The sequence below is a fragment of the Lactiplantibacillus xiangfangensis genome, assembly GCF_001438845.1.
Taxonomy (GTDB): Bacteria; Bacillota; Bacilli; order Lactobacillales; family Lactobacillaceae; genus Lactiplantibacillus; species Lactiplantibacillus xiangfangensis.
In genome coordinates this window covers 1-14806 of sequence record NZ_JQCL01000103.1, presented here as the reverse complement: position 1 = coordinate 14806, position 14806 = coordinate 1, and the positions used below count along the sequence as shown (strand labels likewise).

General features: G+C 46.7%; 19 protein-coding genes. 18 read left to right on the top strand and 1 reads right to left on the bottom strand.

The window, feature by feature from the left end; translation table 11 throughout:
* Positions 1-72 precede the first annotated feature (72 nt).
* The 15 genes from comGA to IV64_RS12605 all read left to right on the top strand — a co-directional run bounded on the left by comGA (position 73) and on the right by IV64_RS12605 (position 12024).
* Positions 73-1050: a competence type IV pilus ATPase ComGA gene (gene comGA / locus IV64_RS12675; protein ID WP_057707594.1), complete on the top strand. Its 978-nt coding sequence runs from the start codon at positions 73-75 to the stop codon at positions 1048-1050.
* On the top strand, positions 989-2035 hold the full coding sequence (locus IV64_RS12670) for a type II secretion system F family protein (protein WP_057707593.1): 1047 nt from the start codon (positions 989-991) through the stop codon (positions 2033-2035). The genes comGA and IV64_RS12670 overlap by 62 nt, the downstream gene beginning before the upstream one ends.
* Entirely contained in the window at positions 2032-2370 is a 339-nt protein-coding gene (comGC, locus tag IV64_RS12665) for a competence type IV pilus major pilin ComGC (RefSeq protein ID WP_057707592.1), read from the top strand. The genes IV64_RS12670 and comGC overlap by 4 nt, the downstream gene beginning before the upstream one ends.
* On the top strand, positions 2348-2836 hold the full coding sequence (locus IV64_RS12660; RefSeq protein WP_057707591.1) for a hypothetical protein: 489 nt from the start codon (positions 2348-2350) through the stop codon (positions 2834-2836). The genes comGC and IV64_RS12660 overlap by 23 nt, the downstream gene beginning before the upstream one ends.
* Complete coding sequence (locus tag IV64_RS12655; RefSeq protein ID WP_057707590.1) at positions 2796-2990, top strand: hypothetical protein; 195 nt, start codon at positions 2796-2798, stop codon at positions 2988-2990. The genes IV64_RS12660 and IV64_RS12655 overlap by 41 nt, the downstream gene beginning before the upstream one ends.
* Positions 2983-3456 (top strand): prepilin-type N-terminal cleavage/methylation domain-containing protein, encoded by a 474-nt coding sequence (locus IV64_RS12650; protein ID WP_057707589.1) that lies wholly within the window; start codon positions 2983-2985, stop codon positions 3454-3456. Before IV64_RS12655 ends, IV64_RS12650 begins: the two co-directional genes overlap by 8 nt.
* Positions 3416-3670 carry a hypothetical protein gene (locus tag IV64_RS12645; protein ID WP_057707588.1) on the top strand — a complete coding sequence of 85 codons (255 nt, stop codon included), beginning with the start codon at positions 3416-3418 and terminating at the stop codon, positions 3668-3670. Before IV64_RS12650 ends, IV64_RS12645 begins: the two co-directional genes overlap by 41 nt.
* 98 nt (positions 3671-3768) lie before the next feature.
* Positions 3769-4779, top strand: coding sequence for a class I SAM-dependent methyltransferase (locus IV64_RS12640; RefSeq protein ID WP_083491673.1), 1011 nt, complete (start codon positions 3769-3771; stop codon positions 4777-4779).
* Positions 4780-4791: 12 nt separating this feature from the next.
* Positions 4792-5985 (top strand): acetate/propionate family kinase, encoded by a 1194-nt coding sequence (locus IV64_RS12635; RefSeq protein WP_057707587.1) that lies wholly within the window; start codon positions 4792-4794, stop codon positions 5983-5985.
* A 314-nt stretch (positions 5986-6299) separates the two neighbouring features.
* Entirely contained in the window at positions 6300-7700 is a 1401-nt protein-coding gene (locus IV64_RS12630; protein ID WP_057707586.1) for an amino acid permease, read from the top strand.
* Positions 7701-7877: 177 nt separating this feature from the next.
* Positions 7878-8486: a metallophosphoesterase family protein gene (locus tag IV64_RS12625; protein WP_057707585.1), complete on the top strand. Its 609-nt coding sequence runs from the start codon at positions 7878-7880 to the stop codon at positions 8484-8486.
* 65 nt (positions 8487-8551) lie between these two features.
* Positions 8552-9937: a bifunctional metallophosphatase/5'-nucleotidase gene (locus IV64_RS12620; RefSeq protein WP_057707584.1), complete on the top strand. Its 1386-nt coding sequence runs from the start codon at positions 8552-8554 to the stop codon at positions 9935-9937.
* A gap of 16 nt (positions 9938-9953) precedes the next feature.
* Positions 9954-10595 (top strand): YutD family protein, encoded by a 642-nt coding sequence (locus tag IV64_RS12615; protein ID WP_057707583.1) that lies wholly within the window; start codon positions 9954-9956, stop codon positions 10593-10595.
* Positions 10596-10610: 15 nt separating this feature from the next.
* A complete protein-coding gene (locus tag IV64_RS12610; RefSeq protein WP_057707582.1) occupies positions 10611-11402 on the top strand; it encodes a TIGR01457 family HAD-type hydrolase in 792 nt (263 codons plus the stop codon).
* On the top strand, positions 11386-12024 hold the full coding sequence (locus IV64_RS12605) for a TIGR01906 family membrane protein (RefSeq protein ID WP_057707581.1): 639 nt from the start codon (positions 11386-11388) through the stop codon (positions 12022-12024). Before IV64_RS12610 ends, IV64_RS12605 begins: the two co-directional genes overlap by 17 nt.
* A gap of 53 nt (positions 12025-12077) precedes the next feature.
* On the opposite strand, the gene IV64_RS12600 is transcribed toward IV64_RS12605, so the two are convergent.
* A complete protein-coding gene (locus IV64_RS12600) occupies positions 12078-12734 on the bottom strand; it encodes a VTT domain-containing protein (protein WP_057707580.1) in 657 nt (218 codons plus the stop codon).
* 166 nt (positions 12735-12900) lie between these two features.
* Here IV64_RS12600 and IV64_RS12595 point away from each other — a divergent pair, with 166 nt between their 5' ends.
* The 3 genes from IV64_RS12595 to IV64_RS12585 all read left to right on the top strand — a co-directional run bounded on the left by IV64_RS12595 (position 12901) and on the right by IV64_RS12585 (position 14400).
* Positions 12901-13485 carry a peptidylprolyl isomerase gene (locus IV64_RS12595; protein WP_057708043.1) on the top strand — a complete coding sequence of 195 codons (585 nt, stop codon included), beginning with the start codon at positions 12901-12903 and terminating at the stop codon, positions 13483-13485.
* Positions 13486-13612: 127 nt separating this feature from the next.
* Positions 13613-14020 (top strand): CvfD/Ygs/GSP13 family RNA-binding post-transcriptional regulator, encoded by a 408-nt coding sequence (locus IV64_RS12590; RefSeq protein WP_057707579.1) that lies wholly within the window; start codon positions 13613-13615, stop codon positions 14018-14020.
* Positions 14017-14400, top strand: coding sequence for a hypothetical protein (locus IV64_RS12585; protein ID WP_057707578.1), 384 nt, complete (start codon positions 14017-14019; stop codon positions 14398-14400). The genes IV64_RS12590 and IV64_RS12585 overlap by 4 nt, the downstream gene beginning before the upstream one ends.
* The last annotated feature ends 406 nt before the right edge of the window (positions 14401-14806 follow it).

Below are 14806 nucleotides of genomic sequence, written 5' to 3'. Positions count from 1 at the left end.
AAGATTGGCACGTTTTTTTTCGTCGAAAATTTGGGAACTTTGCGCAACTAGAAAGTGAAAGGGGCGTGAAAAATGTCAATTGAGCAACAGTTGAAACGAATCATTCAGGCGGCTACGGCACAACGAGCAAGCGATGTTTACTGGCTACCAGTGTCTTCCGGATATCAAGTGTTACTCCAAGCGGCCGGGCAATTGCGACCGCTGATGCGCGTCAAGGCTGACGTGGCTCAGCAATTGATCAACCACGTTAAGTACCAAAGCAACATGGCCATTAGTGACCATCGGCGACCGCAGCTAGGTGCAATGACGCTAACGGTGGATCAACAACCACTGAACCTGCGTATTTCGACTGTGGGTGATTTTATGGACCGGGAGTCTTTAGTTGTCCGAATCTTGTACGAAATGGCGGACGCCACGTTTCAATACTTGATTCCAGACCAGCGTGACCAACTGGTGGCGTTGATGCATCGTTCGGGCCTGATTTTGTTTTCGGGGCCGATGGGGTCGGGGAAGACGTCGACCATGTATGACTTGGTGCAAGAACTGCGGGCGACCAAGATGGTGATGACGATTGAAGACCCCGTCGAAATTTATGAGCCGGCGTTCTTACAGTTGCAAGTTAATCCAACCGCCAAGATGGCCTACCCAGAGCTGTTAAAAGTAGGGTTGCGGCACCATCCCGACGTTTTTATCATTGGTGAGATTCGGGATGGCGAAACGGCCCAGATTGCCATTCAAGCAGCGCTTAGCGGGCATTTGGTGTTGAGCACGATCCACGCGCGGGGCGTGTACGGAATTGCGGCCCGGTTAGCGCAATTGGGTGTAGCGCCCGCCGCCTTGCGACAAGCCCTGACGGCAGCAACGTATCAGCGGTTAGTGCCACTGACGGATGGCAGCTTGGCAACGTTATTTGATATTGTCACTGAAACGAGTCAATTGGTTGAAGCGGCGGGCAGGCGGACAACGACCACGTGGGGGCAATTAATCGATGAACAATGTACGTTGGGCCGGCTCGATTTGGAGACGGCCAATCAGCTTAAAGAAGCATAATCGCCTTAAGCCAGCGGTACAGGCGACGTTATTTGAAACCTTAGCCGATTTATTACAAAACGGTTTTGCGTTGCGGACGGCGATGCAATTCATCGTTGATGTGCAAGGGCCCGCGTTTAAACCGTTAAAACCAGTCTTGGGGTCGTTAGCGGCGGGCGATAGCTTAGCCGCGGCGCTGGCACCCTTCATCTCGGTAGACCTGTATTATCAACTATTGATTGCGGAAATGCACGGCGAATTAGCCACGACGTTGGTTCAGGCCGGACAACTGATGCGAACCAAGGTCAATCAGGCGCAACAGATTCGGCGACTGCTGCAGTACCCGTGTTTGCTGTTGGGACTGTTGATTGGGACGTTAGTGATGGTCAAGACGGCGATCTTGCCAAATTTCGGGGCCATTACGAGTGCGCCGGCACAAGCGATTAGCTGGCAATTAATTATGGGGAGCGCCATCACGGTGGTGGTCATGGCGATTCTCATTACGGCCATTCAGTTAAAACGCTTGCCCGTACGCACGCGGTACCGCTGGTTAGCGCGCTGGCCATTAGTGGGGCCACTCGTACGAACGTATACCGGTTATTACCTGACGCTTAATGCGGGGATGTTACTAGCGGGGGGCTTAGGTATCCGGGCGATTTGCGAAGTGAGTCACCGCTTTAAGCCGGAATCTTTATTAAAACAGCAGGGCGAGTTTATTGAGCAAGCTTTGTTAGCCGGGCAGTCCTTAGGCACAACGATTCGTCAAGATGTCTTATTACCGAATGAACTGGCTTTACTAATTAGCAAGGAAAGTCCGACTGAACAGTTAAGCCAAGAACTCATCTACTTCGCGACTGTTCAGTATGAACGGCTGATTCGTAAACTGAACCGGTTGATCAGTTGGATTCAACCAGCCATGTTTTTAGTAATTGCATTAGTAATTATTGGCACCTATCTCAATATTTTGTTACCGATGTATCGTTCAATGGGGGAGATTTTAAAATGAAGCGATTAAAACGATTCCTGAAGAAAACGGCGGCACCCCAAAAAGGGTTCACGTTGTTAGAAATGGTCATTGTGCTTGCCATCATTGCGTTACTGATGCTTATCGTGATTCCAAACTTAAATGCGCAACGCGAAACCGCGGCTAAACGCTCGGACGCAGCGTTGGAACAGGTCGTGAATAATCAGGCTGAGATGTATGCGAACGATAAGGGCCAAGCCATCGAAAACGTCACGCTAGAAGATTTGCATAATGATCAGTATCTTAACGATGATCAGTTTAACCGGGCGCAAAAGATGAATAAAGAACCTAACCATGCGACGAGTGTTAAAAAGTAACCGGCCGGGTTTCACGTTGGCGGAAACGGTGGTCGTTTTAGGTTTAATTGGGACCCTCTTATTGATTAGCATCGAACGGTTTCCCACCCGGCAGCGTCAGTTGAACGATGAAACGGCCTTTTGGCAACGGTTGGATACATTATGGCAACAAAACGTTTTGATAGCGAGTACGACGGGGCAGCGGCGACTAGTGGCTTTCTCAGCGGAGAAGCGGGAAGTGAGCTTTAATGCTATGAATGCCGACGACAGCTTTGGATCGTTGGGAGTCTTAAAATTACCGAATACGATGCGAATCAAAACTCATAAGGATATTCAGATTCAAAAGAACGGGCACCCGCAACTAGCCGTTGTGATTTTTAAGTCGACGCTACATCCGGGAGAAAAACAAAAATTTAACGCGTTAATGGGATGGGGGGCGTACCGGGTTGCGACGGTCAAAGACGCACAAGGGTTTTATTCTACTTGAAACGGTAGTGGCATTAGGACTGCTATTTATGGGACTGATTGGCTTTGAAGGGATGGAGATTATGATGCAACGACGCGAACGCCAGATGTTAACGACGGTTCAAGTGGCCCGGCAACGTTACGAAGAGGCGCATGCCGTTCAAACTAATGAGTAGGCGTAAGGGCTTTACCCTGATTGAAGTGGTGATTGCGCTGAGTACGCTGCTAATTGTCGGTTCATTCTTTTATCAGGGACGAACGAACTTGTTACGGCGCCCCCAAATGGATCTGCCAACGGTCGACTGGTATTTGATGTTACGCGAACTGGAAAACCCGGACCATCATTTTGCGGTGACTGACGTTCATACATCGCGACGGGTAGGGTTGGTTGCGCAAAAGTCTGGTGGAAAATATTATTACCTGGTTTTTAGTGTGAAATCAGGCTTATTAAGGCTAGAGTCTAAACATGGCGGTATGATTGTTATGATGCGGCATGTCCGGCAATTTCATTTTGGCCTCGATCACGTGATGACCGTGACAACGACGCGTGGCGAAACGTATACGGCCAAGCTATTGATACCTGATGAGGGGAGGGTGACGGATGAAACGGCAATCGGGGATCATCCTGCTATCAGTAATTAGTTTGTTAATGATTGGGACCGCGTTTGAGATGCAGCGGTATGCTAATTTTTGCGAGCGGCAAACGATGTATCAACTAATTATCGTCGCGTTTGAACACCCTGAACAGACGGTTGATGCAGTGACTAGTCGACCAACGCCGGATTCAAAATTGCAATCGGCCGCTACTGAAGGGCGCCCAAGTCTGCAACAACGCAGTCCGTTGGATGAAAAATGACTAAGTTTTAAGGCGCTGGTCGGTCGGAGTGCTTGAACTCACCTTTTAAAATCGTTAAGATGTAACAGGATTTAAGTTTTTTTGAAGAGGTGAGCATCCTGGCACAAGCAGAAACTGAGACGCTTTTTAAAGTCTTAGACCAATCAGTGACAATTTTAATGCAACAATTGACGGTTTCCTATGTCGATGCGTTGATCGAAACTGGCGATAATTTATTGAGCCACTCGGTGCACGTTGAAGACGGTAAGCCTGACGAACAACAAGTTGATGCGTTACAGAAGCTCTATCAATCGGTTAATTTGCAGTCGTTCGATGCGGAAACGATTCGGCGAGCGATTCAATTAGCGTTACTCAAAGCGATTCATAATGACCGGGTGGACCCGAACCACCAAATGACGCCAGATTCCATTGGGTTACTCACGGCGTACTTGATTGCTAAGTTAGTGGGGAATAACACTGAACTTTCCATTTTGGACATTGCCGTTGGAACGGGGAACCTGTTGACGACAGTCATCAACCAACTGCAACCGGAACGGTCAAGTGCGATTCATGGCTACGGTGTGGATAATGATGATAATCAGCTAGCGATTGCAGCGATGAGCATGGATTTACAGCAGTCGCCAGTTGAGTTATTTCACCAAGACGCGCTTGATCCACTGTTGATGCCAAAGACGATGGTTGCGATTGGTGACTTGCCAGTCGGTTACTACCCACTGGACGAACGGGTCAAGAATTTTAAGACGAGCGCCACTAATGGTCATTCCTACGTTCATCATTTGATGATGGAACAGGCGATGGCACACCTCCTTCCAGGAGGCTGGGGTGTCTTTTTGGTTCCAACCAACATTTTTCAATCACGAGCGTCACAGGGCTTATTGAAATGGATGAGTTCGGCCGCATACTTGCAAGGCTTGTTAAACTTGCCGAAGAACCTGTTTTTGGACGATAAATCCCGTAAATCGGTCGTCGTCTTACAAAAGCATGGTGACAAAGCACAACAGGCTGGTAAAGTCTTGTTAGGGGAATTTCCATCCTTTGAAGATACCCGGGCGTTTGAAGCCTTTACGGCGCAGATCGATGAATGGGTCGGCCAAAATATTATTCGCTAGGAGTGAGCCGATATGGGGAAAACAATTGCCATTAACGCTGGCAGTTCAACATTAAAGTTTAAATTGTTTGAAATGCCACAGGAACGGGTGATTGCAAGCGGTGCGGTGGAACGCATTGGGTTTGAAACGTCGCCAATTAACATTCGTTACGGGTTGGACCACGAGTATCAGGAAACTGAAGCGGTGCCCAACCATTTAACGGCAGTGAATATCATTCTCGATGAGCTTATCAAATTGCACATTATTGCGCACTATGATGAGATTACCGGTGTGGGACACCGCGTCGTCGCTGGTGGTGAGATTTTTCATGACTCCGTTTTGATCACGGATCAAGTCTTGACTGAAATTGAACAGTTGGCGGAATACGCGCCACTGCATAATCCGGCCAATGCGGTTGGTATTCGGGCCCTTAAAAAGGTTTTGCCTAACGTACCCGCCGTCGCGGTTTTTGATACCGCCTTTCATACGAGTATGCCACCGGTTAATTACCTCTATTCCTTGCCGTACGACTACTATCAAAAGTACGGGGCCCGCAAGTTCGGCGCCCACGGGACCAGTCACCGTTACGTCGCTGGACGGGCGGCCAAGTTACTAGGACGGCCGCTTGATGACTTAAAGTTGATTACCTTACACCTTGGTGCGGGAAGTTCAATTACGGCGATTCAAAACGGGAAGAGCGTTGATACCTCGATGGGTTTCACACCGCTAGCCGGCATTACAATGGCGACGCGTGCCGGGGATGTCGATGCGTCCCTAGTGGCGTTTTTGATGAAGAAGTTAGACATTCACGATCCCGATGAGATGTTAAAAATATTGAATACGCAGTCGGGGTTGCTCGGAATTGCGGGGTCCGCTGACATGAAAGAGTTAGAGGACCGTTACGATGACGATGAGCAGGCTCGACTAGCCATTGACATCTTTGTTAACCGAATCGTTAAGTACGTTGGGGCTTACATGGCAGAAATGCAAGGCGCCGACGCACTGGTTATTACGGCTGGCATTGGTGAACGGGATGCCAGAATGCGGCAACGGATTGCGGATAAGCTAGCTTACTTTGGGGTTCAAATCGATCCCCGCCGTAATCAAGTCAGTGGGGTAGAACGGGATCTGAGTACGCCGGAGGCAAAAGTCCGGGTCGTCTTGATTCCGACCAACGAAGAGCTGATGATTGCCCGTGACGTTGAACGCGTTGGCCGTAAAAGTTAGATGAGATGAATAAGTGAACACGTGTTGTGAGACGAATAAGCCGTTGCACAACACGTGTTTTTTGAACGCTGAGTGAAAGTTATTCATCTATGTGTGTGATTGATTCACTTGATTCATGTAGACGGGTTAGTAAGTTGAGTGTCTGGTTGAGTGGGCAAAACCTTGTTATAAGTCCATAGGTAAACGCTTACGGGGACAACCGGTTTACTTAGGTGGTCTTATTTGGACTAGACCGATATTCAAGAATCCATGAGCGTAGCCTTTTGAACACAATAATTATCCCCGGTATAATACGGTTTAAGGGGAGTGCTGATATGAACAAAGAAAATCCACAACCTGAGAATGAAAAACTTTCTCGGGGTCTAAAGAGCCGCCATGTGCAGTTAATTGCCATTGGCGGTACGATCGGGACTGGGTTATTTTTAGGTGCCGGTCAATCCATTCACTTAGCTGGTCCGTCCATCTTGATTGCGTATTTGGTGACCGGGTTGGTCTGCTTTTTGCTAATGCGGGCACTCGGAGAGTTATTATTATCTGATCTAAGTACGCATTCGTACATTGACTTTATCAAACAATATTTGGGCGAACGAACTGGTTTTGTTGCTGGTTGGACCTATTGGGTCTGCTGGATTACCATTGCGATGGCCGAAATCACCGCTGCCGGAGAGTATATGCAGTTTTGGTGGCCAAAGTTACCACAATGGTTACCCGGTTTAGTCATTTTGATTTTACTGTTAGGTTTGAATTCAATTAACGTCTCAGCGTTTGGGGAAACCGAGTTCTGGTTTGCAATTATTAAGATTGCGGCCATTATTGCGTTAATTGCGGTTGGTATCGGTATGGTCCTGTTCAGTGTGAAAACACCAGTTGGCCACGCCGGTTTAGGAAACTTAGTTAATTATGGTGGCTTTATGCCCCACGGCTTCAAGGGCCTGTTCTTATCTTTCCAAATGGTTTTGTTCAGTTTTATTGGGATTGAAATGGTTGGGATGACCGCTTCTGAAACGGCGGACCCTAAGACCGTTATTCCTAAGGCCATTAACGATATCCCACTGCGAATCATTTTATTCTACGTGGGCTCGTTATTCTTCTTAATGGCGATGTACCCTTGGCAGTACTTTTCAGCCGCGCACAGTCCGTTCGTACAAGTCTTTACGAACTTAGGGATTCGCTCAGCGGCAGCCATCATCAACTTTGTGGTCTTGACTGCGGCGGCTTCCAGCTGTAATAGTGCGTTGTTCAGTACCGGTCGGATGTTGTTCTCATTGAACTACGACGGTAAGAGCCGGTTCGCTAAACGAATGGGGACTTTATCCAATCGCCAAGTACCACGCAACGCGCTGTGGTTTTCAACGCTTGTCATTGGGCTATCAGTGATCTTGAACTTGTTGATGCCTGGGCAAGTGTTCTCACTAATTGCTAGTGTTTCAACCACTTGTTTTATCTTTATTTGGGGTGCAATTGTCCTCGCGCACATCAAGTACCGGAAAAAAGTTGGCAATCAGGTGATGACCAAGTTCAAGATGCCACTTTACCCGTTGTCAGATTACTTTATTTTGGCCTTTCTCGGCTTTATTGCCGTGGTACTGTGCTTCAAGTCAGAAACGTTGATTGCGTTAATTGCCTCGCTCATTTGGATTGCGGCGTTATACGTCATCAAGTTGATGGGTGAACGGATGCATAACCAAACTGAAGAAGTTAAAGAAAACGACTAACATTTAAACGATGTTTGAAATGGTGTTTCGAAAGTGCAGACTTTCTGAACACCATTTTTTGGTTTCTCAGAAGGCTTTGAACATGAACACCCCACGTTGCGACACTTGACGGTGCCTTTTTAACGCGCAAGCGGTACAATTATAGGTAGCTTGAATTTAGATAATCGAGGTTGAATCATGCAATATTTTACTTCTGACACGCATTTTTACCACGCTGATTTACTGGGTGATAATGACTTTGCGCCCCGACCGTTTCCGGACGTTGAAACGATGAATCAAACGATTATTGACCATTGGAATGCCCGGGTGACTGATCAGGATACGGTCTATCACCTTGGCGACGTTGCGCTTTACTTTACGAGGCCAGCGAAGCTATCCTACGAACGGGTACTGGCGATTCTTTCGCAACTGCACGGTAAAATCATCTTTATTAAGGGTAACCATGATTCACGCGCCTTCTTTAAGTATTTAGCCGCGCATGACCCCCAATTAAATGGGCACCCTAAGTTTGAATTTCATGACGTGGGGGTCTTGATCAAGTACGATCACCGGCAGTACTACATGACCCATTATCCAATGATGATGGGCATCGTGAAGCAGATCATTAACTTGCACGGGCATATTCACCATTACGCGGTCAACGTGAAGGAAAACATCAACGTCGGGGTCGATACCCCAGAAACGGATTACTTAGACCATCCGGTACCGTTTGGTGCACCGTTTTCATTGGATGAGATCGAACAGATGGTTAATGGAAAGGCCGTCGATTTTGCCAAACGTCAATAGGGACGCTTGACCGGCCTCGTCGAATGCTTTAGGATTAACGAAGATAATCAGTGAGGGGCGACAACATGGCGGAAGACATTACCATTTTGCATACGAATGATATCCATTCGCACTTTGAAAATTGGCCGCGGATTCGGCGTTTTTTGTTAGCGCAACAGGAACAACAACGCCAAGCAGGTCAAACGGTGGTTACCGTCGATCTTGGTGACGCGGTTGACCGTGCGCATCCGTTATCGGAAGCGACACGTGGTCGGGCCAACGTCACGTTGTTAAATCAAATTGGTTACGATGCCGTGACGATTGGTAACAACGAGGGGCTCGGGTTAACGCATGAAGAGCTGAATCAGCTGTATCAAAAAGCTAATTTTGACGTGATTTTGAATAACTTGACGGATACCCAGACGGGCGCACAACCTGACTGGGCGTTGCCAGGAAAAATTATCACGACCAAGGCGCACACGCGAATTCTATTATTGGCGTTCACGGCACCATTTACACTGACGTATCCGTTAAACGGGTGGACACCGCAAAGCGTTAAAGCGTGTTTGCCGGAATTATTGCAACGCTACGCCGGTCAGTACGACGTGTTAGTGTTGTTATCTCACTTGGGAATCAACGAAGATCGCTGGTTAGCTAAACATTTTCCATCAATCGACGTGATTATCGGCAGTCACACGCACCATTTACTGGTCAACGGTGAAGATGATCATGGCGTTTTGTTGGCCGCAGCCGGTAAATACGGTGAGTACGTTGGAAAAATTCACTTGGTGATTGATGCGCAACACCACGTCACGGCGGGAACAGCTGAGACGTTTGCAACCGCATCGTTACCTGAATTACCAGCGGACCAAGCTGAAATTGCGGGTTGGCAACGTCAGGGGGAACGGTTGTTATCTGAACGGGTGATTGCGAAGTCACCGGAGCAACTTAATCCCCATTGGCACCATTCCAGTCAGTTAACGGCCTTAGGATTAGCCGCAATTACAAGTTACGCGGGCACTGACTTAGGGATGCTCAATGGCGGCCTGTTTATGCGGGACTTGCCCGCGGGCCCGGTCAACCGCAATGATTTGCATACAATGTTGCCGCACGCCATGCACGTGATTCGGGTCACGTTGACGGGTCAAGATTTATGGCGACTCGTCTACGAGATGGAACTGGTGCGGCCATTTTTAAATAAGTTTCAAATTCGAGGCATGGGCTTTCGGGGCCAAGTCTTCGGTTATATTCAGTATCAGGGATTGAAGTGGCAAGCGGACCGGCATCAGTTGCTCGTCAATGATGAACTAGTAGATTTTAAAAAGACCTACCAGATCGCTATGCTTGATCACCACTTATTCATCCCGTTTTTCCCGACCATTAACATCAGTGGTCAAACAGACATATTATTTAAGCAACTTTTACGAACGGTCGTCGGCGACTACATAGCCGCACGATGGCCACTATCATAAGAAAGGTGGTGTCCGTGTGAATCGCGATCATATTGACGAACTTGCTGAACAGCAGGCTGAGCGGCGAAAGAGTCTATACCACGGTTTACGGACCGACAAGACCCACATTGAAGTCAATAAGCATCCTTTCGAGATCGTTTACGAGTATCGAGAAGGATTTGACTTGGACAAGTTTGTGGAACGGTTTAGTCCGATTTTAAACAAGTACGATTACATTGTCGGCGACTGGGGCTTTGAACAGTTACGATTAAAGGGATTTTTCCGCGATGACATGAAGGATGTGCAGCGTGCGCAGACGATTGGTGCCGTTCAGGATTACTTGTACGAGTATTGTAATTTTGGGTGCGCCTATTTCATCTTGAAAAATGAACGCGTCATCAAACCAAAGCGTAGCAGTCATCCCCGTAAGGATGAACGCCGGAGCAAACGCGGCGGTAGTGGTAATAATAGCAATAACCAAACTCGTGGGCGAAGTAACCGAACGAGTAGTCGTAACAAGCAGCGACGGAAGTCGAAGTCGTTTACGACCAAGCAAAAGGCCGCACCGTTTACTGAAAAGAAACGAACGCCCGCTAAAGTGGTGGCTGGAGATGGGCATAAGGCTCGGACTACCAAGCAATCTAGCGGCAAGCGGCATTTTACAATTCGACAGAAGTAGAGAGAGGTATTTTTAGTGAGTAAGTACAAGGGATATTTAATTGATTTAGATGGAACGGTTTACCGGGGACGTGAACGAATTCCGGCAGCTAAACGCTTTATTGAACGGTTACAAGCCAGTCAGACTGATTTCTTACTCGTGACGAACAACACGACCAAATCACCTGAAGACGTTGCAGAAAATTTAGCTAATAACCACGATATCCATGTTAGCCCAGCTAACGTGTATACCGCGGCTTTGGCGACGGCTGACTACGTTAATGATTTAGCCGGCGACGGCGAAAAGACGATGTACGTGATTGGGGAACTCGGGTTAAAGGGTGCGATGCTTGAAAAAGGCTTCAAATTCAATGAACACGACCCTCGATTTGTCATTGTTGGCTTAGACTACGATGCGACTTACCACAAGTTTGAAATGGCGACGTTAGCTATTAAACGGGGCGCTAAGTTTATTGGGACTAACGCCGACACGAATTTACCTAACGAACGGGGACTCGTTCCTGGCGCAGGATCTGTCATTGCCATGGTCGAACGGGCCACGCAACAAAAGGCAACCTACGTCGGCAAACCCGAAACGATCATCATGCAAAAAGCGATTGACCGGATTGGGTTAGATAAAAGTGACTGTGTGATGGTCGGCGATAACTACATGACGGATATTTCAGCGGCAATCAACTTTGAAATGGACTCGTTACTAGTTTATACCGGGGTATCAACACCAGAACTAGTTGCGCAACAGACAATCAAACCAACTAACGAAATCAACTCGTTAGACGAATGGGACTTAGATAATGGTGTGGCTAAATAGGCTAAAAAATTGGGGTCAGTGGATTAGTCTGTACTTGTGGCTAGTCAGCGGGACCATCATTTTAACGATTAACGCGACCTGGTTATACTGGATTAACGCGCTGACCCAGAAATTGGGACCAACGGTGAACTTGTCACTGGGGCGCTTGATGACGAACTATTATCAATTATTGGCGTATTTGAACTTTCCGTGGACGTCACGACTTGCCATGAATGATTTTACGGATTCAGTGGGAGCGTTGCGTCATTTTGCTGACGTTAAGGCACTGTTTATGCTGAATAACGTGGTGTTCATCGTGACAAGCGTGGTCGTGTTCTATTTTTGGCGGCAATTAAAGCGCCGGCAACAGTTATGGCGATTAGTACTACCGATGCAGGGAGCGCTGTGGGTGCCACCGCTAGTCGCCGCGATTATGGCGGTGAATTTTGACCAGTTCTTCGTGTTTTTTCACGAAGTGCTGTTTCGAAACTCGGACTGGCTGTTTGACCCGTTGTATGACCGGATCATCTTGGTCTTACCAGACACCTTCTTCTTACAGTGCTTTGTCTTAGCATTTGTCATTATCGAGTGGGCGTTTGCGTTCTACTTATCAGTAGGAAAACAGGCGCTTAAAAATCTATAAACTAAAAGTGCCACACCATTTTGAATTGGTGTGGCACTTTTAGTTTATAGGGCTTATTCTTCGCCGGCGGGTGTTTTGCCGAAACGGGCTTTAAGTGCGGAGAAGACCGCTGGAATTAGGGAAACAAGAATGATTCCGATAACGACCATTGAGAAGTGTTCTTTGACGAACGGAATGTTGCCAAAAAAGTAGCCGCCTCCACAACATAAAGTGACCCAAAGTACACAGCCAGTAACGTTGTAACGGATGAATTTTTGGTATTCCATTTTGCTACTAGCCGCAACGAACGGAACGAACGTCCGAATGATGGGCATAAACCGAGCGATGGTGACGGTAATGCCACCGTGCTTTTTAAAGAATTTTTCAGATTTTGCTAACTGCTTTTGGTTGATGAGCTTTCCGAACCAGGATGTCTGGGTCAGTCGTTCACCAAGTGAGTGCCCAATTAAAAAGTTTAACGAGTCACCGGCAAGCGCTGCTACTAAGAACAGAATAACGAATGACCAGATGTGTAAACCGTAAGTTGGGTTCGCGGCTAAGGCGCAGGCCGCGAAGAGTAATGAGTCACCTGGTAAAAATGGTAGGATGACTGCCCCGGTTTCAACGAAAATGATGGCAAAGAGGATCAAGTAGGTCCAGATGCCGAAACTATTAACAATGGTGACTAAGTGTTGGTCAATGTGCAACACGAAATCAATTAGAAAACTCATAGCTACCTCCAATAGTACTGTGAAATTGTTCTGATACAGGATACCAGAAAATCACGTTTAATACTATGGTTGATACTGAATCACAACTAAAACCTAACAAATTGCTGGTATTTAGGGGCATTCTCTTGTATTATCGAGTTATTCTATGAAGAAAACGGGTGATCTTGTGGCATATCCACAATTAGATTTATCAAAGGTTAAAGGACCAAAGGCAACGATCAAAACCAATTTTGGTGACATCCATGTTCAGTTGTTCCCTGAACAAGCACCTAAAAGTGTTGAGAACTTCGTTGGGTTAGCAAAGAAAGGCTACTACGATGGCATCATTTTCCACCGAGTAATGTCTGATTTCATGATCCAAGGTGGCGATCCTACTGGTACTGGTATGGGTGGCGAAAGTATTTGGGGCAAACCATTCGAAGACGAATTTTCAAAAGATGTCTTCAACTTGCGTGGGGCCCTTTCAATGGCCAACGCTGGTCCTAATACGAATGGTAGCCAGTTCTTTATTGTTCAAAAGCCACAATTAGATGCTGGAATGGCTGATCAAATGAAGCAAGCCGGTTATCCAGAAGAAATCGTGACGGCTTACGGTAATGGTGGGACGCCATGGCTTGATTTTCGGCACACTGTTTTTGGTGCCGTTACTGATGGCATGGACGTTGTCGACAAGATTGCAACAACTAAGACGGGGATGCAAGACAAACCGGTTAAAGATGTTGTGATTGAAACAATTGCAGTTGAAGATTAAGACTTTATATAGAAGAATCTGCTTAGGCGGGTTCTTTTTTGATTGAAATTTTGAAATCTGGTCATTTCAGGTTATAATTATTAGCAATTATTGAGCTAGCCCGGTGGGGTGGTGGAAAGGAGCAGTTATGAGTAATTATCGAATTGGCATGCAGGTCCACGGACGAGTGACTGGCATTCAACCCTATGGGGCGTTTGTCACCTTAGACAGCGAACATCAGGGACTCATTCATATTTCGGAGTGTCATGAAGGGTACGTTAAGAGTATTACGGACTACCTTAAAGTCGGACAGACGGTTGACGTGGTCGTTTTAGACATCGATGAGTATACGGGAAAAATCAGTTTGTCGCTGCGATGCGTCGAAAGTCAGCCACAGCCAACGGTTAGTGACCTAGAGATTTATAAGACGTTTCGGCATAAGCACTTTTGGACTAATCGGCACGTGCACGCAGGGTTTGAACCAATTGCGAACCGGTTGGATCGTTGGACTAAGGACTCTTTGAATCGATTAAATGCGGAGGAACGAACGCTGTGAAGAAACATGTCGCTGGTACGATTATAAAAAATGATTCACACGGGACTAGTTTCCTAGTGGGACGGAATGCGCAGGGCAAGTATTACTTTTACTATTTGGATGTATTGGAGCAACAGACACCCTTGGCCTCAGTTTTATGGGAACTACGGCATACGATTGGCATTGATGTTGATCAGTTGAGGCTTTACGATTCAATCATTGCAGAAGTCGGTGGTGAAAAGGTATCAGTGTTTGTGTTTGACCACTTGGCAATTGATGAACGGGTACAAGCGTTGTTTGAGAAACGCGGGTTAGCGTTTGTACCGGCTAACCAGTTACACAGCTTATTCGAGAGTGTGAACGTCGGCCAAACTTCACCGTTAGAAGATTTTTCGAAATAATTGAAATTTATCCTTGACCTGCATACTAATACTTGATAAGATGTATCTTGTCGCTGTGAGAGAGCTGTTAAACAGCTTGCCAGCAACGGTTAGTATCATCAAAAACGAATTGAATGCTTATGAATAAATATTCAATTCGATTGAAAAAGTTGTTGACATGATTTAAACGTCATGCTAAGATATATCTTGTTGTTGCGAACCACTTAGGTGATTTCAAGACAGCTAGGTAATCACGAAAATGATTGCTTTTTCATCACTTGCATAGATATTCAGCTTCTTGAAAAAGTTGTTGACATGATATTCTTGAGATGGTATTATAAAACAGTTGTGTTGAGCTAATAAGCTTAACAAATTAGACCTTTGAAAACTGAACAAAGTTTCGACAAATCAAATGTGTAGGGTCTCT